Consider the following 21016-nt stretch of genomic DNA (forward strand, 5'->3'; position numbering starts at 1 on the left):
AGGGAGCTTTTTAACAGGCTGTAGACGATGCCCCGCGACGATTAATCGTCGAGGAAGCTACGCAGCACTTCAGAACGGCTCGGGTGACGCAGTTTACGCAGCGCCTTCGCTTCGATCTGACGGATACGTTCGCGGGTAACGTCGAACTGTTTACCCACTTCTTCCAGCGTGTGGTCGGTGTTCATGTCGATACCGAAACGCATACGCAGGACTTTCGCTTCACGAGCGGTAAGGCCGGCCAGCACGTCGTGCGTTGCCGCACGCAGGCTCTCGGTGGTCGCGGAATCCAGCGGCAGCTCGAGGGTGGTATCCTCGATGAAATCCCCCAGATGCGAATCCTCATCGTCGCCGATCGGCGTTTCCATGGAGATAGGCTCTTTGGCGATCTTCAGCACCTTACGGATTTTGTCTTCCGGCATCAGCATACGCTCAGCCAGCTCTTCCGGGGTCGGTTCACGGCCCATCTCCTGCAGCATCTGACGGGAGATACGGTTGAGCTTGTTAATGGTCTCAATCATATGCACCGGAATACGGATGGTGCGCGCCTGATCCGCGATGGAGCGGGTGATCGCCTGACGGATCCACCAGGTAGCGTAGGTCGAGAACTTGTAGCCGCGACGGTATTCGAACTTATCAACCGCTTTCATCAGACCGATGTTGCCTTCCTGAATCAGATCGAGGAACTGCAGACCACGGTTGGTGTATTTCTTGGCGATAGAGATAACCAGACGCAAGTTCGCTTCCACCATCTCTTTCTTCGCACGGCGGGCTTTCGCTTCACCGATGGACATGCGACGGTTGATGTCTTTCACCTGTTCGATGGTCAGGCCGGTCTCTTCTTCGATCTGCTGCAGCTTCTGCAGGCCGCGCTGGACGTCTTCTTTCACTTCCAGCAGCTTCTCGGACCACGGCTTGTTCATTGCTACCGCAGCGTTGAACCAGGTTTCGCTGGTTTCGTTGCCGGTGAACAGCGTGATGAAGTTTTTCTTCGGCATTTTGCACTGCTCAACGCACAGCTTCATGATGATACGTTCCTGAGTACGAACGCGATCCATCATGCTGCGCATGCTGTTGACCAGGTAATCGAACTGCTTCGGCACCAGGCGGAACTGCTTGAAGACTTCAGACAGCTTCAGGATCTCTTCCTGGGCGGCGGCATGGCTACGACCTTTGGCTTTGATGGTGTCGCGCGTCAGCTCGTACTGGGTACGCAGCTCGGCGAACTTCTCACGGGCCAGCTCTGGGTCGATGCTGTTGTCGTCATCGCTGTTGTCGTCGGCGTCGTCATCTTCATCTTCGTCTTCGTCGTCATCCATCTCTTCCTGAGACAGCTCGGAGCCAACGTGCGTGGCGGTCGGCGCCATGTCTTCTTCGGCGTTCGGATCGACGAAACCGGTGATCAGATCGGACAGACGGGCTTCTTCCGCTTCGACGCGGTCGTACTGCTCAAGCAGGTAGGTGATCGCTTCCGGGTATTCGGCAACGGAGCACTGGACCTGGTTGATCCCATCTTCGATGCGTTTGGCGATGTCGATTTCGCCTTCACGGGTCAGCAGCTCTACGGTACCCATTTCACGCATGTACATGCGCACCGGGTCGGTCGTGCGTCCGATTTCGGATTCCACGCTGGAGAGCACCTGCGCGGCAGCTTCGGCAGCATCTTCATCCGCGGTGTTTTCGGCAAGCATCAGATCATCGGCATCCGGTGCTTCTTCCATCACCTGAATACCCATGTCGTTGATCATTTGGATGATGTCTTCGATCTGATCGGAATCGACGATATCTTCCGGCAGATGGTCATTGACCTCGGCATAGGTCAGATAGCCTTGCTCCTTACCACGTTGGACAAGAAGCTTCAGCTGTGACTGCGGGTTTTGCTCCATAAGACGGTATCCACACTTAATTCGTTTGATTGGTGTCGGCAGGCGGGCTGTCGACATTTAAAGCGAGGGCGTACTTATATTATTGCCGCTGCGCCTCTGCGCGGCTGTCGGGGGCTTCCCGATCGATACTCGGCACTTAAGCCGTTAAATACTTTTCCCTCGCGTTGTTCTGCGTTTTCTTACTGCTTTGATACAACGTGAAGGATATTGTCTGTCATTTATTTTTTCGCCAGCTCCTGGCTGATGGTCCAGAGTTCCCGGCGTTCTTCACTGCTTAAACCGTGTGTGCGATCGCGAGCTATCAACTCTTCCTGTCGCAGTTCCAGCAGTGAATCAAACATATGGTTAAGCGAGTCGGTGAAGGTTTTTTCAGCGATATCTTTATCTGCTATATCGTCCCACATCGACAGTTTTTCAAGGGTTGCAGCCTCTTTTGTGCCGCGATATTGCTCTAAAAGTTGCCCGGTCGTCAGACCAGGTTGCGCCAGACAGCTTTTCACCAGCTCGCTGAACAGGCTAAGGCCTGGCATTTTGCGCGAGTCCAGTCCCTCCAGCGGCGGGACTAACGGCGCCAGATCCGGGTTTTGCACCAGCAGTCCTATCAGTATACGCATGGTCGTGCGTTTTAGCTGTGGCGCGGGACGCGGCGCGCCATTTTCAGACTGTTTTGGCATTAAACGTTCAAGCTGTGCGTCATCTAAAATGCCCAGCTTGTTGCCCAGCTCCTGACGCAAGTAGATGCGCAGCGTTTCGCCCGGGACCTGGGTTATCAGCGGCAGCGCCAGCGTGCTCAGCTGCGCGCGCCCGTCCGGGGTACTCAGATCGACCTGCGGCAGCAGGCTGTTAAACAAGAACGTGGAGAGCGGCTGAGCCTGCACCATCCGCGCCTCAAACGCCGCTTTGCCCTCTTTACGCACCAGCGTATCCGGGTCTTCGCCGTCAGGCAGAAACATAAAACGCAGCTGGCGGCCATCGGTCATGTACGGCAGCGCCGTCTCCAGCGCGCGCCAGGCGGCATCGCGGCCGGCCCGGTCGCCGTCGTAGCAGCAGATGACGTTATTGGTCACCCGAAACAGCAGCTGGATATGGTCGGCCGTGGTCGAGGTGCCCAGCGAGGCCACGGCATAGTTGATGTCGTATTGCGCCAGCGCCACGACGTCCATATACCCTTCGACAACCAGCAAACGCGGTGGTTCGGGATTGTCCTGCTGCGCTTCATACAGGCCATACAGCTGACGGCCTTTATGGAATATGTCGGTTTCCGGGGAGTTCAGATACTTCGGCAGGGCATCGCCCAGCACTCGTCCGCCAAACCCAATTACCCGGCCTCGCTTATCGCGGATGGGGAACATCACCCGTTCGCGGAAGCGGTCGTAACTGCGTCCCTGATCGTTGGTGACCAGCATGCCGGCATCAATAAGCGACTGGCGGTTTTCCTGATTGCCGCCAAAACGTTTTAAAACGTTATCCCAACCCGGGGGAGCATAGCCGATGGCAAAGCGCGTAATCACCTCGCTGCTTAACCCCCGTTTTGCCAGGTACTGGCGCGCAGGGTCGGCGGCGGGCTGCATCAGAGACTGTTGGTAAAACGCATTCAGCCCATCCAGTAACTGGTAGAGGTTCTGCCGTTGATGGCGCTCTATCTGGCTGGGTCCGTTGCCTGCTTCATAAGGCACTTCAAGGTTGTGCATGGCGGCCAGCTCTTCGACCGTTTCCACGAACTCGAGCTTGTCGTAGTTCATCAGGAAGTCGATAGCATTGCCGTGCGCCCCGCAGCCGAAGCAGTGGTAAAACTGTTTTTCACCGTTGACGGTGAAAGAGGGGGTTTTTTCGTTATGGAACGGACAGCACGCGTGAAAATTTTTGCCCTGCTTTTTCAGCTTTACCCGCGCATCGATCAGATCGACGATGTCGGTTCTGGCAAGCAGATCGCTAATAAATACACGTGGAATTCGTCCAGCCATAAGCCCCGTTATTTCTGATGACTATAAACGAAAATAAGCCGCGCATTCCTTTCGGAAGCACGGCCTTACAACTACAACTCGGTCTGAATTGAGAGCGTCGCTCTCAACAGATTAGTACAGACGAGTACGGCGTGCGTTTTCGCGAGCCAGTTTCTTCGCGTGACGTTTCACTGCAGAAGCTTTAGCGCGCTTACGTTCGGTAGTCGGTTTTTCATAGAACTCACGACGACGAACTTCCGCCAGAACACCTGCTTTTTCGCAGGAACGCTTGAAGCGACGCAGAGCTACGTCGAACGGCTCGTTTTCACGTACTTTAATTACCGGCATGTGCCTCTCACCTTTGATTAATTCGGTTTGCCGCTGGCCGCAATGCCAGCTTATTTCAAAATGGTGCGGAATTTTACTGCAACTACTGCTGCTTTGTAAAGCACCGGCGCCTTTTTTGAAAGGGACTTTTATAAGGGTGAGGAGTATACACGAAGAGAGCACCAGGGGTGAGCAAAGTTTTACATCGCCGGTCATTGGACCTACACTGCGCGGTATTGAAGCGAGGTAAAACAACTCATGCGTGTACTGGGCATTGAAACATCCTGCGATGAAACCGGCATCGCGATTTATGACGACCAGCAAGGTCTGTTAGCCAACCAACTGTATAGTCAGGTGAAACTGCATGCGGACTACGGCGGCGTGGTGCCGGAGCTGGCATCGCGCGACCACGTGCGCAAAACGGTGCCGCTGATTCAGGCGGCGCTGAAAGAAGCCGGTCTGACGGCGAAAGATATCGACGCCGTCGCCTATACGGCGGGTCCTGGCCTGGTCGGCGCGCTGCTGGTCGGGGCGACCGTTGGCCGGTCGCTGGCCTTCGCCTGGAACGTGCCGGCGATCCCGGTACACCATATGGAAGGGCACCTGCTGGCGCCGATGCTGGAAGATAACCCACCGGCGTTCCCGTTCGTCGCGCTGCTGGTTTCCGGCGGCCACACCCAGTTGATTAGCGTCACTGGTATTGGTCAGTATGAACTGCTGGGCGAGTCGATTGACGATGCGGCGGGCGAAGCCTTTGATAAGACGGCGAAACTGCTGGGACTGGATTATCCCGGCGGGCCGATGCTGTCGAAAATGGCCGCTCAGGGCACCGAAGGCCGCTTTGTCTTCCCGCGGCCGATGACCGACCGCCCGGGGCTCGATTTCAGCTTCTCAGGCCTGAAAACTTTCGCCGCCAACACCATTCGTAATAATGGCGACGATGAGCAAACCCGCGCCGACATCGCCCGGGCATTTGAGGATGCGGTCGTCGATACGCTGATGATTAAATGTCGCCGCGCGCTGGAGCAAACCGGCTTTAAGCGTCTGGTGATGGCGGGAGGCGTGAGCGCCAACCGTACCCTGCGGGCGAAGCTGGCGGAGATGATGCAAAAACGCGGCGGCGAGGTGTTCTACGCCCGCCCTGAGTTCTGTACTGACAACGGCGCGATGATCGCCTACGCCGGCATGGTGCGTCTGCAAACCGGCGCCAAAGCCGAGCTCGGCGTGACGGTTCGTCCGCGCTGGCCGCTGGCCGAGCTGCCTGCCGCCTAACGCATCCTGAAACAGGCCGACGTCACGTCGGCCTGCCTTCCTGACTACTCCATACTTTTACACAGCGAGCAGATGGCTCCCTGATGCTTGTGTGAGTGCATCACATCCGGGCGCTCGTACTCTTCCTCACAGCTAACGCATTGATACACGGTGGTGGAGGCGTTCCCCGCCGCGTCATAGCGCGGCTCGGCGATGCCGTCATCCACCTGCTTAATATAGTAGCGCCCGCGGGTAAGGAGTCCCATCAGCGGGGTCATGACAAAGGCGACGACCAGCGCAATCAGCGGCGAGAACGGCGCCAGCGTCGCGCCCAGCAGGCCGAAGAAGGCGCAGATCGACAGCCCGGCGGCCAGACCAAAGGAGACCACGCCCACCGGGTTAACGTTGTAGATCATGCCGCGACGATACTCCGGCTGCGCCGGGGCCAGCTTGAGCAAGCCTTTATTAAAGGTGATGTCGGTCGCCACCACCACGACCCAGGCGATGGCGAAGTTGGAGTAAAAGCCGAGGATCCACGACAAGGCGCTGAACATATCGCCTTCCATCAGCGCCAGGGCAATCGCCAGGTTGACCACCACAAAAATAATCCGTCCCGGATAGCGTTTGGTGGTGCGGGTCCAGGCGCTGGTCCACGCCAGCGAGCCTGAATAGGCATTGGTGACATTAATTTTGATCTGCGAGATCACCACCAGCACCACCGCCAGCGTCAGGGCCAGCCAGCCGGGCACCAGGTTATCGAAGACGCTGACGAACTGCTGCACCGGTTCGGTATTGTGCACCGCCGGGAAACGGGTCAACAGATAGAAGCCGAGGAAGGCGCCGATGATCTGTTTGATCGCGCCTAACACCACCCAGCCCGGGCCGGCGGAAAAGACCGCCAGCCACCAGCTTTTACGGTTCTCCGCGGTCTTAGGCGGCATAAAGCGCAGGTAATCAATTTGCTCGCCAATCTGCATGATCAGCGACAGGCATACCCCGGCGCCGAGCATGATGGCGGTGATATCCACCGTCGACGCGCTGTTTTTACCGGCGAAATGCAGGAAGCCGTCCACCAGCTGCGGATCTTTGACAATCAGCCACACCACCGGCACCACCATCAGCACCAGCCACAGCGGGGTGGTCCATACCTGCAGGCGGGTCAGGGCTTTCATGCCATAGACCACCAGCGGGAGCACCATCAGGGTGGCGATCAGATACCCCATCCACAGCGGGATCCCGAGGCCCACCAGCAGCCCCTGGGCCATGATCGAGCCTTCGAGGGCGAAGAAGATAAAGGTGAAGCCGGCAAAAATAATGCTGGTGATCACCGAGCCGAAATAGCCGAAGCCGGCGCTGCGGGTGATCAGGTCAAGGTCAATGTTGTAGCGCGCGGCGGTGATCGCCAGCGGAATGCCGGTGAGGAAGATCACCAGCGCCGCCACCAGGATCGAATAGATGGCGTTGCTGGTGCCCCAGGCCATACCGATGCTGGCGCCGATGGAAAAGTCGGCCAGGTAGGCGATGCCGCCCAGCGCCGTGACCGCGACGACGCCCGGTCCCCAGCGGCGGAAGCTCAGCGGGGCATAACGTAAGGTGTAATCTTCTAAGGTTTCCCGGGAGCCGGAAGTCCGCGTTGTCGCAGGTAATTCAGGGTTGAGATCCAGTGATGACATAGTCATTCCTTAATGGTTAGGCATGACTTGAATTAGCAAACCTTATGCCATATTGCAGGGCAGGCGTGGCGGGGAGGGTGGTGCAGGGTGATAGAAGAGAGAGCAGGGGCTGCACCATCCGGACGCGCCTGCGCCCGGCTGGTGCAACAGGCCTATTTGCCGAGCATGCCTTTGTCTTCGAGGAAGGCGATAATGGTGCTCAGGCCGTCGCCCTGCTTCAGGTTGGTGAAGGTCCATGGGCGATCGCCGCGCATACGCTGGGTATCGCTTGCCATCACCTCCAGCGACGCGCCCACATAGGGGGCAAGGTCGGTTTTATTGATCACCAGAAAATCGGATTTGGTGATCCCCGGTCCGCCTTTGCGCGGGATCTTCTCCCCTTCGGCCACATCGATGACGTAGATGGTCAGATCCGCCAGCTCCGGGCTGAAGGTGGCGCTCAGGTTATCGCCGCCGCTTTCCACGAAGATAAGGTCGAGGTTACCGAACTTTTCACTCAGCGCTTCCACGGCGGCGAGGTTCATTGAGGCATCTTCGCGGATCGCCGTATGCGGGCAGCCGCCGGTTTCCACACCGACGATGCGTTCAGGCGCCAGCGCGCCCGCTTCGGTGAGGATGCGCTGATCTTCTTTGGTATAGATGTCGTTAGTGACCACCGCCAGCTGCCAGGTATCACGCATCGCTTTGCACAGCGCTTCCAGCAGAGCGGTTTTACCGGAGCCGACCGGGCCGCCGACGCCGACGCGCAGCGGGTGTTTATAAGAGTTCATGGCTTCTCCTAGGAACGGAATAATCGGGAGTATTGGGTTTCATGCCGGGCCGAGGCGATAGCGGCGAGCGGGGTGGCCGATCCGATATCGCCGTCCGGCGCGGCCAGCGCGCGGGGCATCTCGGCCGCGTAGTGGTCGCAAAGACGTAAAATCAGCTGCTGGGCGGCCTGCTGACCGAAGGGCACCAGCTTGACGCCGGCCATCACGGCGCTCTCAATCCAGCTGTAGCCCAGGCTGAGGGCCATCTCGGGCAGTGCGATGCGCCAGCGCACGCCGAGCCAGGCCATCCCGGCGAGCTGGCTTTGCTGGCACAGCGTGCGCCACGCCGGCGGACAGTCCGGCTGCCAGTCGCTCAGCAGACGGGCAAACGCCGCGCCGCGGTTGCGCTCTTCCTCCCGCAGTTCACGAGTTTCCCGGCAGGCCAGCAGATAGGCGGTCCAGCGCTGGGCCGCAGCGATATCGCCTTGTTCGCAGGCGCGGTACAGGCGGGCGAACAGCGGCAGGTCAACGGTAAAAAAGCCTTCCGTCATCTGGCGTCGCTGCCAGCGCTCGAAGGCCGCGACGTCCGGCACCCAGCCGGCTTCCACAGCCCACTCCAGCCCCTGGGACCAGCTGTAACCGCCTATCGGCAGGTTGCTGCTGGCCAGCTGCATCAGCCGCAGGCGTTGTTCCGCTGTCGACATGCTAGTGGCTGTGAGCGTGGTGGGCATGATGAGCATGATGATGACCGTGGCTTTCGCTGGCGTAAGCGCCGGCTTCCGGCTCGAACGGCAGCTGGCCAAAGGTCACCGTCAGGCCGAACTGGCGCAGCATATCGTCCAGCACGTGATCGTGATGGTAGCGCAGCTCGCCCGGCATGATCTGCAGCGGCACGTGACGGTTGCCGAGGTGGTAGCAGGCCTTCGCCAGCATAAACGGATCGTCGCAGCGCACTACCGACACCCCTTCATCAGCGGCAATCACCTGCACAAACTCGGTGCCTTCTTCGTTGCTGAGCACATCGCCGCCGCGCAGCAGCAGGCCGCGGGGCAGCAGCAGACCGGCTTCCCGGCCATCGTTGAGGGTGACCTTAACCCGGCTTTTGACGCGAACGTCAATCGGCAGCGTAACGCTGGCGGTCGCGGCGGCGGGGGTCTCCAGACGTTGAGTTAAATAAAGCATCCGCTCTCCTTAAAACAGAAAATATCGTTGCGCCATCGGCAGAACGTCTGCCGGCTCGCTGGTGATGAGTTCGCCATCCACCCGCACCTCATAAGTCTGCGCGTCGACGGTGATGTTAGGCTGCAGGCTGTTGTGCACCATGTCGGCTTTCTGCACCGTACGGCAGCCTTTTACCACGGCGATCGCGCTGCGCAGGTTCAGCCGTTCGGCAACGCCGTTGTCCGCCGCCGCCTGCGACAGGAAGGTGAGGCGGCAGTGATGGCGGGCGCTGCCCAGGGCGCCAAACATCGGACGGTAGTGCACCGGCTGCGGGGTCGGAATCGAGGCATTGATATCGCCCATCGGCGCGATGGCGATCATGCCGCCTTTGATCACGGTGGCCGGTTTCACACCAAAGAAGGCTGGTGACCAAACCACGAGGTCCGCCAGCTTACCCACCTCAATGGATCCGACTTCGTGCGCGATGCCGTGGGTCAGCGCCGGGTTGATAGTGTATTTGGCGATGTAGCGCTTCACACGGAAGTTGTCGTTATCCCCGGTCTCTTCCGCCAGCGCTCCGCGCTGTACCTTCATGCGATGCGCCACCTGCCAGGTGCGGAGAACCACTTCCCCGACGCGACCCATGGCCTGCGAATCGGAGGAGGTGAGCGAGAAAGCGCCGAGGTCGTGCAGCACGTCTTCCGCGGCGATGGTTTCCCGGCGAATGCGCGATTCGGCAAAGGCCACGTCCTCAGCAATGTCCGGGTCCAGATGGTGGCAGACCATCAGCATATCGAGATGTTCATCGATGGTGTTGAGGGTGTAGGGCAGCGTTGGGTTGGTGGACGACGGCAAAATGTTCGGATGGGCGCAGGCGGTGATGATGTCCGGCGCATGGCCGCCGCCGGCCCCTTCGGTATGGAAGGTGTGAATAGTGCGCCCGCCGATGGCGGCGAGGGTATCTTCCACAAAACCGGACTCATTGAGGGTGTCGCTGTGCAGGGCGACCTGAATGTCCATTTCATCGGCGACGGTTAACGCACAGTCGATCGCCGCCGGGGTGGCGCCCCAGTCCTCATGAATTTTCAGGCCAATGACGCCCGCCGCTACCTGCTCGCGCAGGGCATCCGGCTGAGAAACGTTGCCCTTGCCCAGCAGGCCGATATTGACCGGCAGGCTGTCGGCCGCTTGCAGCATGCGTGAGATATACCAGGGGCCCGGGGTGCAGGTGGTGGCATGGGTGCCCGCGGCTGGGCCGGTGCCGCCGCCGACCATGGTGGTCACGCCGGAGACCAGCGCCTCTTCCGCCTGCTGCGGACAGATCCAGTGAATATGGGTATCGATCCCGCCGGCGGTGACGATCTTGCCTTCGGCGGCAATCACTTCCGTCGCGGCGCCGATGGGGATGGTGACGTTGGGCTGGATATCGGGATTGCCGGCTTTGCCGATGGCGAAGATCCGGCCGTCCTTCACGCCGATATCGGCCTTGACGATCCCCCAGTGATCAACGATCAGCGCGTTGGTGAGCACCAGATCGACACAGTCGGCGGCCAGCATCTGTCCCTGACCCATCCCGTCGCGGATCACTTTGCCGCCGCCGAATTTGACCTCTTCTCCGTAGGTGGTCAAATCATCTTCCACCTCGATCCACAGCTCGGTATCGGCCAGGCGCACCTTGTCGCCGACGGTGGGGCCGAACATATCGGCATAGGCCTGGCGTGAAATATTACTCATCGTTTGCCTCCAGAGGGCCCATGACCTCGCCGCGGAAGCCGAAGACAGCGCGGTGACCGGCGAAGGCCACCAGCTCGACCTCGCGTTTCTGGCCGGGTTCAAAACGTACCGCCGTGCCGGCCGGGATATTCAGGCGATAGCCAGTGACCTGCTGACGGTCGAACTTCAGCGCCGGGTTGACCTCGGCGAAATGGTAGTGCGAACCGACCTGAATCGGTCGATCGCCGTGGTTCTCAACGACCACGCGGCAGGTCGCCCGGCCGGTATTCAGGCCTATCTGACCGGGCTTAACGTGATATTCACCGGGGATCATGGCGCTACCTCAGATTATCGGGTTGTGAACGGTGACCAGCTTCGAACCGTCCGGAAAGGTGGCTTCGACCTGGATATCCGGGATCATTTCCGGGACGCCCTCCATCACCTGCTCGCGGGTCAGGACGTGACGGCCTTCCTCCATCAGTGAGGCCACGCTTTTGCCGTCGCGGGCGCCTTCCATAATAAAGGCGCTGATGAGGGCCACGGACTCCGGATAGTTGAGCTTCAGGCCGCGGGCCAGGCGGCGTTCCGCCACCAGCGCGGCGGTAAACAGCAACAGCTTGTCTTTTTCTCGGGGGGTCAGTTCCATAACGTTCTCTTAAGTCAGCCAGATTCGGGGAAGTACGGGGGATTTGCCGGTGAGATGAGGGCGCAGAAACTGCCAGACGTCGCGCATCACCTGTTGGCAAATCAGATTATCGTCACTGAGGAAACGCACCGTCAGCAGGCGGTCGGTCAGGCTGGCGCCAGCGTAGAGACCGAGCGGCGCCAGCGCGTCGCGCACCCCGTCGAGCAGGGCATCGGTAGCCGGATAGCACAGCAAAGTGCCGACCCAGGGACATTCGGCGACGCTGGACAGCTCTCCCTCCTGCAGGTGCAGGCGCTCAACCAGCAGCGGTATCTCATCCACCCACACTTCCAGCCGGTTGCTGAGGGTGCCGTGGCTGAAGGTTTCACCAATCACCGGGCGGCCAAGGCAGAGCAGATCCCAGGCCAGCAGCGTGCTGGAGGCGCAAAGATGAAAGGTGGTGGACAGCCGGGCATTGGCCCCGGGAAAGAAGATGGCATCCTGCGGGAGCCACTCCAGGGTCGCCTGCGGGGCGAGGGTCAACTGCTGGCGCAATAGCGCTTGCGCACCGCTGCTGCGGTAAAACTTGCTGGCGCCAGGCATGGTTATCAGCGTATGGCAGCCGGGGTCAAGGTGGGCGCTAATTGTCAGCTCATCACCGCCGACGATGCCACCGGGCGGGTGAAGCAGATAGAGGTGACAGGTCTCTTCTTCCGGGTAAAACGGGCGCTGGACGGTCAGCGGGCCGACGTGTTGGGCGCTGGCGAGAACGGTCTTGCCTCCGGCCTGCTGAAAGCGGAGATCCAGCGTAGCCTGCCAGCCTTTTTTGAGTGGTGGTAACACGGTGCCGTGCAATGTTGCGCCCCTGCAAAATCAAGATAAAACAGCAGCAATGAGTATTGATCGGCGGGAGTTTATCCCGGTCATACGAAACGCTTATGTCATTCGTTACCCGGCGCGTCGCGACGGGCGCGAGGGGAAAGCGGTATAACCGCTCCGGATTATTCACCCGGATAATCTTTGCCGTCAATATCCTTATCCGCTGACTGGCCGCGGCGGATAAGGCGGGAGGGCGGGCCCGTCCCCGATGCCAGCAGGCGGCGGAACTTTTGCTTTTAGTTGCCGATAACGCGTTGTTATAAAAGGGGGATGCGGCGATTACCGCGTATCATGACGACGTGGAGCAAAAGTGCGGGTGAGATGGGCAAACAGGCCCGGGGATCCTCCCGGCAGACGGGGCCGGGAGGGGAGATTATTTCTGCTCTGGCGCTTTTTTCTTCTTCATCCGGGTCCAGATTTTGCTCTCCTGGCGGCGCCACAGACGCTGAATGTTGTCGTGATGGCGCAGGAGGATCAGGCAGGAGAGCATCGACACCGGAAAAGTGTACTGCGGTTTAAACCACCAGACGTAGAAAGGCGCGATAAGCGCGCTGACGATAGCGCCAAGGGATGAGTAGCCGCTGAGCAGGATGGTCAGCAGCCAGGTCCCGGCCATCACCCCGGTCAGATCGAGACCGATGGGGGCGATAGCGCCGAAGGCCGTGGCGACGCCTTTACCGCCGCGGAAATGAAAGAAGACTGGCCAGATATGGCCCACGCAGGCGGCAATCGCCACTAACCCCAGCCAGAACGGCGTAAGGCCCAGCGCCCAGGCGCCCCACACCGGGAGCATGCCCTTCAGCACATCAAAAATAAGTACCGCTACGGCCGCCCCTTTTCCGCCAATTCGTAGTACGTTAGTGGCCCCGGGGTTGCCTGAGCCGCTGTCGCGTGGGTCGGGCAGGCCAGCAAGGCGACATACCAGAATGGCGCTGGAAATGGAGCCGCAGAGGTAGGCGAGGAGTACCAGTCCAGGCGCGATTGCACTCATAACGCTGTTCCGTTTTGAAAATGTCGTTGTATTCTCTGCATCTGTGGATAATACGCATAATTCGCCGGAAGTGGTATCCGGTTTAGCTAAAAAGCAGGCAGGGCGTGATGGATATTGTATTTATAGAGCAACTTTCGGTAATCACCACCATTGGTGTTTATGACTGGGAACAAACCATTGAGCAGAAGCTGGTGTTCGATATCGAAATTGCATGGGATAACCGCAAGGCGGCCGCCAGCGATGATGTCAGCGACTGCCTCAGCTATGCTGATATCAGCGAGCGAGTGATCGCGCATGTGGAGGGGGGAAAATTCGCGTTAGTGGAGCGGGTGGCGGAAGAAGTGGCCGACCTGCTGCTGGAAACATTCCAGTCGCCATGGGTGCGTATTAAAGTCAGCAAACCTGGCGCCGTAGCCCGCGCGGCAAATGTCGGTGTGATTATTGAACGTGGCCTTAATCTGAAACAAAACTTTTCAGGTCATACTTGTTAAACAAATTGCGTTTATACCGGTCATAGCATCCGGTCATCAGGCAATTTTACTGGCGATGTCCTTCCAGAACGGTGGACGAATCCGTGTGTACTTCCTGTACGCTGCGGATTACGCGCGCTCTGGCTGTCGGGTTGCGCCTGTTGATCGATAATGTGTTCCTGGTTTTTTTCATTTTACTTTTTTAAAGGGTTTAATTGGATGAGCGATATACACTCGCTGCTGGTGGCGGCAATATTGGGTGTGGTTGAGGGTTTGACAGAGTTTTTACCTGTTTCCAGTACCGGTCATATGATTATTGTTGGTCACCTGCTGGGGTTTGAAGGTGATACCGCAAATACCTTTGAAGTGGTGATTCAGTTAGGTTCGATACTCGCCGTGGTGGTGATGTTCTGGCGTCGTTTGTTCGGTCTGATCGGCATCCATTTTGGCAAGCCGCCGGAGCATGAAGGCAAAGGCAGCGGTCGCTTGTCGCTTATCCATATCCTCCTCGGCATGATCCCCGCGGTGGTGCTGGGGCTGATTTTCCACGACACCATTAAATCCTTATTTAACCCGGTAAACGTGATGTACGCCCTGATTGTCGGCGGCGTATTGCTGATTGCGGCGGAAGTACTCAAGCCGAAACAGCCGCGCGCGGTCGGGATTGACGATATGACCTATCGTCAGGCGTTTGTCATCGGCTGCTTTCAGTGTCTGGCGCTGTGGCCGGGGTTCTCGCGCTCGGGGGCGACTATCTCCGGCGGCATGCTGATGGGTGTCAGCCGCTACGCGGCGTCGGAGTTCTCTTTCCTGCTGGCGGTACCGATGATGATGGGCGCCACCGTGCTGGACGTCTACAAGAGCATCGGCTTCCTGAACATGGGCGATGTGCCGATGTTTGCCGTCGGCTTCGTGATGGCGTTTATCGTGGCGCTGATTGCGATTAAAACCTTCCTGCAGCTGATCAAGCGGATCTCGTTTATCCCGTTCGCTATCTACCGCTTTATCGTGGCGGCAGCCGTTTACGTGGTCTTCTTCTAAGACCAGTGCCCTCAGCCTTGCGGCTGGGGGCAACGCTGTTCCTTCCACTGCGCCACCGCAGCAATTCTCCGCCGCGTCAGCTCTTCGCGAATTTCCGCCCCTTTAAAGCCCGCCGCCACGACCTCTTTGGTGGAGACAGACTGCGCCACTTCCCAGGCCTCCAGAAGCAGGCGCCCCTGCGGGTAATCGCTGGCCTCGAAACCGGTGCGTCCGCGGACGTCGGCTTCGCTGGTGAGGGCGATCTGCTGCACGCGCTGCGGTTTACGCCAGGCGTCAATGCTGTCGAAGAGTTTGACGAGGGTTTTCGGCTGCAGGATCGGCAGGGTGTGGATCAAGTCATGGTACTCCGCCACCAGTTTCGCGAGATCGCGGATATCGTTTGGCACCCGCAGACGCGCGCAGAGCTGTTCTACCAGCTTGACTCCCGCCGGGCCATGGCCGTGGTGACGCGGCCAGAGCGCTTTCGGCGTCAGTCCTTTACCGAGGTCATGACACAGGGTGGCGAAACGCACGTCGACATCCGGCGACAGCATCGCGGCCATCGTGACGGTCATCAGGGTGTGCAGGCCGGTGTCGATTTCCGGGTGCCACTTCGCCGGGGCCGGCACGCCGTATAGCGCGTCAATTTCCGGAAACAGCACCTTAAGAGCCTGGCAGTCGCGCAGCGTCTGGAAAAAGACCTGCGGATTGCGGGTGGTTAACGCGCTTTCCGTCTCTTTCCACACCCGCTCCGGCGTTAAATGCGCCAGCTCACCGGCCTCAACCATCGCATGCATCAGGGCCTGGGTTTCTTCGGCAATGCGAAAGCCCAGATGCGCATAGCGGGCAGCAAAGCGCGCCACACGCAGCACGCGCAGCGGATCTTCGCTAAAGGCGGGAGAGACATGGCGCAGCAGGCGCAGGCGAAGATCGTTTTGCCCGCCGTAGGGGTCGATGATCGTGCCATCGGCATCCTGGGCGAGGGCGTTGACCGTCAGGTCGCGGCGCAGCAGATCGGCTTCGAGGGTCACGTCCGGGGCGGCATAGCAGGTAAAACCGGTATAGCCCGCGCCGGATTTGCGCTCGGTACGGGCCAGGGCATACTCCTCCCGGCTTTGCGGATGGAGGAACACGGGAAAGTCGCGGCCTACCTGTTGGTAGCCCGCGTCAAGCATCTGTTGCGGGGTGGCGCCCACCACCACCCAGTCTCGGTCTTTGACCGGCAGCCCTAATAGCGCATCGCGCACCGCACCGCCGACCAGATAGCTCTTCACGCCCGATTCTCCCGTATCTGTTTTTCGCAAGATGATACGTAAGTCTGGCAGAGAAGACGAATTAGTTCATCCACCGGTCTTTACGTTTGCGGCTTGGCACCAGATGCGGCAGCACCAGACCCAGCAGCAGACCGACGCCGAGCACGCCGCCGCCGTACATGAACCACTGCATGATAATGGTGCGCTGTTTGTCATCAAGCTGCAGATTCGCCGCATTCACCTTCTTCTGCGCGACCACCAGCTCGTTTTTCAACTTCTGGTTCTCGTCCTTCAGCGCGTTAATCGCGCTGTCGCTGCCGGCGACTTTCTTCTGCATATCCGCCGTGCGCTGGTTCCAGGTGGCGTCGATGTTGTTCAGCTTATCGGTCAGCGTTTTGACCTGGTTTTCCAGATCCGGGACGCGGGTGCGCAGGCTGGGCTCATTGCTCAGCTCTTTCAACGGGATCCAGGCGGTACGGCCATTGCTGTCGCGGACCTGCGCGTAACTGGTGCTGTCGTTCGTTTGCAGCACCGACACTTCTTCCCCGGCGTTGATGGTGCCGACCAGACGATAATTATCGCCCGGGCCGCTGCGAACCCAGGTGTTCAGCTCATCGGAAACGTAGCGCTTTTCTTCTGCGTGAACCGCCGTAGCGGCGCTAAGCGCGAGCAAAGTAAAAGTAATCAGGCGTAATTTTGGCATCAGGTCATCGTTTGGTCATAAAAAGTGGAACGATAGTAGAGGCATCGCCAGAGCGACGCAAAGTTTTCCACCACAATCGGAATCATCCAGGAGGTGGCCCGGCAAAAAGCGCGTTGCATGGCGATTCGCCGCAAAATACTATCTACTGACAAAAAATATCGTCGTAAGTTCGCCGCAATTTGTCGGCGCAGCACAGAAGCGGAAGAATTCAGTCATGGCTCAAGAAATCGAACTCAAGTTTATCGTCGCTCAGAATGGGGTAGAGACGCTGCGCGAGCAGCTCAATGCGCTCGAGGCGAAACATACGCCTGCGGGCCAGTTACTGAACATTTATTACGAAACCGCCGATAACTGGCTGCGTCGTCACGATATGGGGCTGCGCATCCGCGGCGACCAGGGGCGTTATGAAATGACGCTGAAAATTGCCGGCCGGGTGGTAGGGGGGCTGCACCAGCGTCCGGAATACAATATCCCACTGGATAAACCGGAGCTGGCGCTTGAGCGCCTGCCGGCGGAGGTCTGGCCGCAAGGCGAGCTCCCGGCCGCGCTGGCGGAGCATGTCCAGCCGCTGTTCAGCACTGATTTTGCCCGTGAACGTTGGGTGATACAGGAAGGGAATAGTGAGATTGAGATCGCCCTCGATCGCGGCGAAGTGAAGGCTGGCGAACATCAGGAGCCGATCTGCGAACTGGAGCTGGAGCTGCTTGCCGGGGAGACTGCCGATCTGCTGCGCCTTGCGCACCGTCTGCTGGAGAGCGGCGTCCTGCGTCAGGGGAGCCTGAGCAAAGCCGCGCGCGGGTATCATCTGGCGCAAGGCAATGGCGAGCGTCCCGTCACCTCGCTGACGGTGCTGACGGTGGCGGCGAAGGCCAGCGTGGAGCAGGGGCTGGAGGCGGCGCTGGAGAGCGCCCTGGCGCACTGGCTGTATCACGACGAAGTATGGCTGCGCGGCAATGCGAAAGCCAAAGCGGAAATCCTGCTGGCGTTAGCCCGCGTGCGCCATACCCTCGTGCTGTTCGGCGGCATCGTGCCGCGTAAGGCGACCACCCAGCTCCGCGCGTTGCTGAACGACGCCGAAGCCGTTCTGCTGGCCGCGGACACCGCCGACGAGGCGTTATTCCGCACCGAGGTCGTCGGCGCCAAACTGGCCCTGACCGAATGGCTGGTCCAGCGCGGCTGGCGTCCGTTCCTCAACGAGGCGGGAGAGAAAAAAATAGCCGGATCGTTCAAACGGTTTGCCGATATTAACCTCTCGCGGGTGGCGGCCGAGCTGCGCGGCGCCGTGCAGCATCTGGCGGTCGAAGATGCCGCCGACCAGTTGCCGAAGCTGTCCCGTGACATCGACAGCGTCCAGCTGCTGGCGGGCGCCTATGGCGACGCCGTCGCGCCGTGGCTGGAGAACTGGCAGGAGCTTCACCGTGCAATAGCACATGACGATCGCAGCGTCTTTGAATATTTCCGTCGCCAGGCGCTGGCTGCCGAGCCGTTCTGGCTGCATAGTGGAAAACGATAATTTCAGGCCAGGGAGCCCTTATGATGCCGCTTTCTCCGCAATTACAGCAGCACTGGCAGACGGTCGCTGACCGTCTGCCAGCGGATTTTCCCATTGCAGAACTGAGCCCACAGGCCAGGTCGGTCATGGCGTTCAGCGATTTTGTCGAACAGAGTGTGATCGCCCAGCCGGGCTGGCTGAATGAGCTTGCGGACTCCTCGCCGGAGGCGGAAGAGTGGCGGCATTACGAGGCCTGGCTGCAGGATCGCCTGCAGGCCGTCACTGACGAAGCGGGGTTGATGCGAGAGCTGCGTCTCTTCCGCCGCCAGATGATGGTCCGCATCGCCTGGGCGCAGGCGCTGTCGCTGGTGAGCGAAGAAGAGACCCTGCAGCAGCTGAGCGCCCTGGCGGAGACCCTGATTGTCGCCGCCCGCGACTGGCTCTACGCCGCCTGCTGTAAGGAGTGGGGAACGCCATGCAATGCCGAGGGCCAGCCGCAGCCGCTGCTGATCCTCGGGATGGGAAAGCTGGGCGGCGGCGAGCTGAACTTCTCTTCCGATATCGATCTGATCTTTGCCTGGCCTGAGCATGGCGCCACCCGCGGCGGCCGCCGCGAGCTGGATAATGCCCAGTTCTTTACCCGTCTGGGGCAGCGGCTGATCAAGGCCCTTGACCAGCCGACGCAGGACGGCTTTGTCTATCGGGTTGACATGCGCCTGCGGCCGTTTGGCGACAGTGGGCCGCTGGTACTCAGCTTTGCGGCACTGGAAGATTATTACCAGGAGCAGGGTCGGGACTGGGAACGCTATGCGATGGTGAAAGCGCGGATCATGGGGGATAACGACGGCGTGTACGCCAGCGAGTTGCGCGCGATGCTCCGTCCTTTCGTCTTCCGCCGTTATATCGACTTCAGCGTGATCCAGTCGCTGCGTAACATGAAAGGCATGATCGCCCGCGAAGTGCGGCGTCGCGGGCTGAAAGACAACATCAAGCTCGGCGCCGGCGGGATCCGTGAAATTGAGTTTATCGTTCAGGTCTTCCAGCTGATCCGCGGTGGTCGCGAACCCGCGCTGCAGCAGCGCGCCCTGCTGCCGACGCTGGCGGCGATTGATGAGCTACATCTGCTGCCGGAAGGCGACGCGGCGCTGCTGCGCGAGGCCTATCTGTTCCTGCGCCGGCTGGAAAACCTGTTGCAAAGCATCAACGATGAACAGACCCAGACCCTGCCGCAGGATGACCTTAACCGCGCCAGGCTGGCGTGGGGGATGCATACCGAAGACTGGGAGACGCTGAGCGCGCAACTGGCGAGCCAGATGGCCAACGTGCGGCGAGTGTTTAATGAGCTGATCGGCGATGATGAGGATCAGTCCCCGGATGAGCAACTGGCCGAGTACTGGCGCGAGCTGTGGCAGGATGCGCTGGAAGAAGATGACGCCAGCCCGGCGCTGGCGCATTTAAACGATACCGACCGCCGTAGCGTGCTGGCGCTGATTGCCGATTTTCGTAAAGAGCTGGATCGGCGCACCATCGGCCCGCGCGGCCGCCAGGTGCTGGATCAGCTGATGCCGCATCTGCTGAGCGAAATCTGCTCGCGCGCCGATGCGCCGCTGCCTCTGGCGCGGATCACGCCGCTGTTGACCGGGATCGTCACCCGTACCACCTATCTTGAGCTGCTGAGTGAATTCCCCGGCGCGCTGAAGCACCTGATCACGCTCTGCGCGGCGTCGCCGATGGTCGCCAGCCAGCTGGCGCGCCACCCGCTGCTGCTGGATGAGCTGCTGGATCCCAACACTCTCTATCAGCCGACGGCGACCGATGCCTATCGCGACGAGCTGCGCCAGTACCTGCTGCGCGTGCCGGAAGAGGATGAAGAGCAGCAGCTGGAGGCGTTGCGCCAGTTTAAGCAGGCGCAGCAGCTGCATATCGCGGCGGCGGATATCGCTGGCACCCTGCCGGTGATGAAGGTCAGCGATCACTTAACCTGGCTTGCCGAAGCGATCCTCGACGCGGTGGTGCAGCAGGCATGGGGGCAGATGGTCGCTCGCTACGGCCAGCCGACCCACCTGCACGATCGCCAGGGTCGCGGCTTCGCTGTCGTCGGCTACGGTAAGCTCGGCGGCTGGGAGCTGGGCTACAGCTCCGATCTCGATCTGGTGTTCCTCCATGACTGCCCGGCGGAGGTGATGACCGACGGCGAGCGGGAGATTGACGGCCGTCAGTTCTACCTGCGGCTGGCCCAGCGGATCATGCACCTGTTCAGCACCCGCACCTCGTCCGGTATTCTCTACGAAGTGGACGCCCGGCTGCGTCCTTCTGGCGCGGCGGGGATGCTGGTCACCACCGCCGACGCGTTTGCTGACTATCAGCAGAACGAAGCCTGGACGTGGGAACATCAGGCGCTGGTGCGCGCCCGCGTGGTCTATGGCGACCCGGCGCTGCAGGCGCGCTTTGACGCCATTCGTCGCGATATCCTGACCACCCCGCGGGAGGGGACGACCCTGCAGACCGAGGTTCGCGAGATGCGCGAGAAGATGCGCGCCCACCTTGGCAACAAACATCCCGATCGTTTTGATATCAAAGCCGATGCCGGCGGGATCACCGATATTGAATTTATTACCCAGTATCTGGTCCTACGCTATGCCAGTGACAAGCCGAAGCTGACCCGCTGGTCTGATAACGTGCGTATTCTTGAGCTGCTGGCGCAGAACGACATCATGGACGAGGAGGAGGCGCGCGCCTTAACGCATGCGTACACCACCTTGCGTGATGCGCTCCATCACCTGGCCCTGCAGGAGCAGCCGGGACACGTGGCGCCAGAGGCCTTCAGCCGGGAGCGTGAGCAGGTCAGCGCCAGCTGGCAGAAGTGGCTGATGGCTTAACTAT

Annotated in this window: 21 protein-coding genes; 6 read left to right on the top strand and 15 right to left on the bottom strand. The window is 59.9% G+C overall.

What is annotated here, in order from left to right; all coding sequences use genetic code 11:
• Nucleotides 1-41: 41 nt before the first annotated feature.
• The 3 genes from rpoD to rpsU all read right to left on the bottom strand — a co-directional run bounded on the left by rpoD (nucleotide 42) and on the right by rpsU (nucleotide 4174).
• Nucleotides 42-1883 carry an RNA polymerase sigma factor RpoD gene (rpoD, locus tag NKJ21_RS07745; protein ID WP_008806539.1) on the bottom strand — a complete coding sequence of 614 codons (1842 nt, stop codon included), beginning with the start codon at nucleotides 1881-1883 and terminating at the stop codon, nucleotides 42-44.
• A 218-nt stretch (nucleotides 1884-2101) separates the two neighbouring features.
• Nucleotides 2102-3847 (bottom strand): DNA primase, encoded by a 1746-nt coding sequence (gene dnaG / locus NKJ21_RS07750; RefSeq protein ID WP_155010916.1) that lies wholly within the window; start codon nucleotides 3845-3847, stop codon nucleotides 2102-2104.
• Between the two features lie 111 nt (nucleotides 3848-3958).
• Nucleotides 3959-4174, bottom strand: coding sequence for a 30S ribosomal protein S21 (gene rpsU / locus NKJ21_RS07755; protein WP_001144069.1), 216 nt, complete (start codon nucleotides 4172-4174; stop codon nucleotides 3959-3961).
• Between the two features lie 237 nt (nucleotides 4175-4411).
• On the opposite strand from rpsU, the gene tsaD reads away from it, so the two are divergent.
• On the top strand, nucleotides 4412-5425 hold the full coding sequence (gene tsaD, locus NKJ21_RS07760; protein ID WP_008806537.1) for a tRNA (adenosine(37)-N6)-threonylcarbamoyltransferase complex transferase subunit TsaD: 1014 nt from the start codon (nucleotides 4412-4414) through the stop codon (nucleotides 5423-5425).
• Between the two features lie 44 nt (nucleotides 5426-5469).
• On the opposite strand, the gene NKJ21_RS07765 is transcribed toward tsaD, so the two are convergent.
• From NKJ21_RS07765 to NKJ21_RS07800, 8 genes are all read right to left on the bottom strand, one after another.
• On the bottom strand, nucleotides 5470-7077 hold the full coding sequence (locus NKJ21_RS07765; protein ID WP_004181356.1) for a cytosine permease: 1608 nt from the start codon (nucleotides 7075-7077) through the stop codon (nucleotides 5470-5472).
• A 152-nt stretch (nucleotides 7078-7229) separates the two neighbouring features.
• Nucleotides 7230-7847, bottom strand: a complete 618-nt coding sequence (gene ureG, locus NKJ21_RS07770; protein WP_002916877.1) for an urease accessory protein UreG — start codon at nucleotides 7845-7847, stop codon at nucleotides 7230-7232.
• Between the two features lie 8 nt (nucleotides 7848-7855).
• Nucleotides 7856-8530, bottom strand: coding sequence for an urease accessory protein UreF (locus tag NKJ21_RS07775; RefSeq protein WP_008806535.1), 675 nt, complete (start codon nucleotides 8528-8530; stop codon nucleotides 7856-7858).
• Between the two features lies 1 nt (nucleotide 8531).
• On the bottom strand, nucleotides 8532-9008 hold the full coding sequence (gene ureE, locus NKJ21_RS07780; RefSeq protein WP_008806534.1) for an urease accessory protein UreE: 477 nt from the start codon (nucleotides 9006-9008) through the stop codon (nucleotides 8532-8534).
• A gap of 9 nt (nucleotides 9009-9017) precedes the next feature.
• On the bottom strand, nucleotides 9018-10721 hold the full coding sequence (gene ureC / locus NKJ21_RS07785; RefSeq protein ID WP_008806533.1) for an urease subunit alpha: 1704 nt from the start codon (nucleotides 10719-10721) through the stop codon (nucleotides 9018-9020).
• A complete protein-coding gene (locus tag NKJ21_RS07790; RefSeq protein ID WP_040968874.1) occupies nucleotides 10714-11034 on the bottom strand; it encodes an urease subunit beta in 321 nt (106 codons plus the stop codon). Before NKJ21_RS07790 ends, ureC begins: the two co-directional genes overlap by 8 nt.
• Nucleotides 11035-11043: 9 nt before the next feature.
• A complete protein-coding gene (locus NKJ21_RS07795) occupies nucleotides 11044-11346 on the bottom strand; it encodes an urease subunit gamma (RefSeq protein ID WP_002916871.1) in 303 nt (100 codons plus the stop codon).
• Between the two features lie 9 nt (nucleotides 11347-11355).
• Entirely contained in the window at nucleotides 11356-12180 is an 825-nt protein-coding gene (locus NKJ21_RS07800) for an urease accessory protein UreD (RefSeq protein WP_012540535.1), read from the bottom strand.
• On the opposite strand from NKJ21_RS07800, the gene NKJ21_RS07805 reads away from it, so the two are divergent.
• Nucleotides 12170-12316, top strand: a complete 147-nt coding sequence (locus tag NKJ21_RS07805; RefSeq protein ID WP_012540536.1) for a hypothetical protein — start codon at nucleotides 12170-12172, stop codon at nucleotides 12314-12316. The genes NKJ21_RS07800 and NKJ21_RS07805 overlap by 11 nt on opposite strands.
• A 10-nt stretch (nucleotides 12317-12326) precedes the next feature.
• On the opposite strand, the gene NKJ21_RS27770 is transcribed toward NKJ21_RS07805, so the two are convergent.
• The gene (locus NKJ21_RS27770) at nucleotides 12327-12422 is read right to left on the bottom strand and encodes a hypothetical protein (RefSeq protein ID WP_046881937.1); all 96 of its coding nucleotides are present in this window, start codon (nucleotides 12420-12422) and stop codon (nucleotides 12327-12329) included.
• A gap of 155 nt (nucleotides 12423-12577) precedes the next feature.
• Nucleotides 12578-13195 (bottom strand): glycerol-3-phosphate 1-O-acyltransferase PlsY, encoded by a 618-nt coding sequence (gene plsY / locus NKJ21_RS07810; protein ID WP_008806530.1) that lies wholly within the window; start codon nucleotides 13193-13195, stop codon nucleotides 12578-12580.
• 107 nt (nucleotides 13196-13302) lie between these two features.
• Here plsY and folB point away from each other — a divergent pair, with 107 nt between their 5' ends.
• Nucleotides 13303-13686 carry a bifunctional dihydroneopterin aldolase/7,8-dihydroneopterin epimerase gene (gene folB, locus NKJ21_RS07815; protein ID WP_004150923.1) on the top strand — a complete coding sequence of 128 codons (384 nt, stop codon included), beginning with the start codon at nucleotides 13303-13305 and terminating at the stop codon, nucleotides 13684-13686.
• A 198-nt stretch (nucleotides 13687-13884) separates the two neighbouring features.
• Nucleotides 13885-14706, top strand: a complete 822-nt coding sequence (gene bacA, locus NKJ21_RS07820) for an undecaprenyl-diphosphate phosphatase (RefSeq protein ID WP_032733825.1) — start codon at nucleotides 13885-13887, stop codon at nucleotides 14704-14706.
• Nucleotides 14707-14717: 11 nt separating this feature from the next.
• On the opposite strand, the gene NKJ21_RS07825 is transcribed toward bacA, so the two are convergent.
• Both NKJ21_RS07825 and NKJ21_RS07830 read right to left on the bottom strand, forming a co-directional pair.
• Nucleotides 14718-15959, bottom strand: a complete 1242-nt coding sequence (locus NKJ21_RS07825; RefSeq protein WP_016161843.1) for a multifunctional CCA addition/repair protein — start codon at nucleotides 15957-15959, stop codon at nucleotides 14718-14720.
• Between the two features lie 61 nt (nucleotides 15960-16020).
• Nucleotides 16021-16641 (bottom strand): TIGR04211 family SH3 domain-containing protein, encoded by a 621-nt coding sequence (locus NKJ21_RS07830; RefSeq protein WP_008806527.1) that lies wholly within the window; start codon nucleotides 16639-16641, stop codon nucleotides 16021-16023.
• Between the two features lie 214 nt (nucleotides 16642-16855).
• Here NKJ21_RS07830 and NKJ21_RS07835 point away from each other — a divergent pair, with 214 nt between their 5' ends.
• Together NKJ21_RS07835 and glnE are read left to right on the top strand one after the other, a co-directional pair.
• Nucleotides 16856-18154 (top strand): inorganic triphosphatase, encoded by a 1299-nt coding sequence (locus NKJ21_RS07835; RefSeq protein ID WP_008806526.1) that lies wholly within the window; start codon nucleotides 16856-16858, stop codon nucleotides 18152-18154.
• Between the two features lie 20 nt (nucleotides 18155-18174).
• Nucleotides 18175-21012 carry a bifunctional [glutamate--ammonia ligase]-adenylyl-L-tyrosine phosphorylase/[glutamate--ammonia-ligase] adenylyltransferase gene (gene glnE / locus NKJ21_RS07840; RefSeq protein ID WP_162823120.1) on the top strand — a complete coding sequence of 946 codons (2838 nt, stop codon included), beginning with the start codon at nucleotides 18175-18177 and terminating at the stop codon, nucleotides 21010-21012.
• The last annotated feature ends 4 nt before the right edge of the window (nucleotides 21013-21016 follow it).

Source organism: Klebsiella sp. SWET4, from assembly GCF_024296565.1.
Lineage (GTDB): Bacteria > Pseudomonadota > Gammaproteobacteria > Enterobacterales > Enterobacteriaceae > Klebsiella > Klebsiella variicola.

Coding starts and splice junctions, on each gene's coding strand:
- NKJ21_RS07790 (WP_040968874.1), bottom strand. CDS start 11,034: ATGATCCCCGGTGAATATCACGTTAAGCCCGGTCAGATAGGCCTGAAT.
- NKJ21_RS07775 (WP_008806535.1), bottom strand. CDS start 8,530: ATGTCGACAGCGGAACAACGCCTGCGGCTGATGCAGCTGGCCAGCAGC.
- plsY (WP_008806530.1), bottom strand. CDS start 13,195: ATGAGTGCAATCGCGCCTGGACTGGTACTCCTCGCCTACCTCTGCGGC.
- NKJ21_RS07795 (WP_002916871.1), bottom strand. CDS start 11,346: ATGGAACTGACCCCCCGAGAAAAAGACAAGCTGTTGCTGTTTACCGCC.
- rpsU (WP_001144069.1), bottom strand. CDS start 4,174: ATGCCGGTAATTAAAGTACGTGAAAACGAGCCGTTCGACGTAGCTCTG.
- ureE (WP_008806534.1), bottom strand. CDS start 9,008: ATGCTTTATTTAACTCAACGTCTGGAGACCCCCGCCGCCGCGACCGCC.
- folB (WP_004150923.1), top strand. CDS start 13,303: ATGGATATTGTATTTATAGAGCAACTTTCGGTAATCACCACCATTGGT.
- rpoD (WP_008806539.1), bottom strand. CDS start 1,883: ATGGAGCAAAACCCGCAGTCACAGCTGAAGCTTCTTGTCCAACGTGGT.
- bacA (WP_032733825.1), top strand. CDS start 13,885: ATGAGCGATATACACTCGCTGCTGGTGGCGGCAATATTGGGTGTGGTT.
- NKJ21_RS07835 (WP_008806526.1), top strand. CDS start 16,856: ATGGCTCAAGAAATCGAACTCAAGTTTATCGTCGCTCAGAATGGGGTA.
- NKJ21_RS07830 (WP_008806527.1), bottom strand. CDS start 16,641: ATGCCAAAATTACGCCTGATTACTTTTACTTTGCTCGCGCTTAGCGCC.
- dnaG (WP_155010916.1), bottom strand. CDS start 3,847: ATGGCTGGACGAATTCCACGTGTATTTATTAGCGATCTGCTTGCCAGA.
- ureG (WP_002916877.1), bottom strand. CDS start 7,847: ATGAACTCTTATAAACACCCGCTGCGCGTCGGCGTCGGCGGCCCGGTC.
- ureC (WP_008806533.1), bottom strand. CDS start 10,721: ATGAGTAATATTTCACGCCAGGCCTATGCCGATATGTTCGGCCCCACC.
- tsaD (WP_008806537.1), top strand. CDS start 4,412: ATGCGTGTACTGGGCATTGAAACATCCTGCGATGAAACCGGCATCGCG.
- NKJ21_RS07765 (WP_004181356.1), bottom strand. CDS start 7,077: ATGTCATCACTGGATCTCAACCCTGAATTACCTGCGACAACGCGGACT.
- glnE (WP_162823120.1), top strand. CDS start 18,175: ATGATGCCGCTTTCTCCGCAATTACAGCAGCACTGGCAGACGGTCGCT.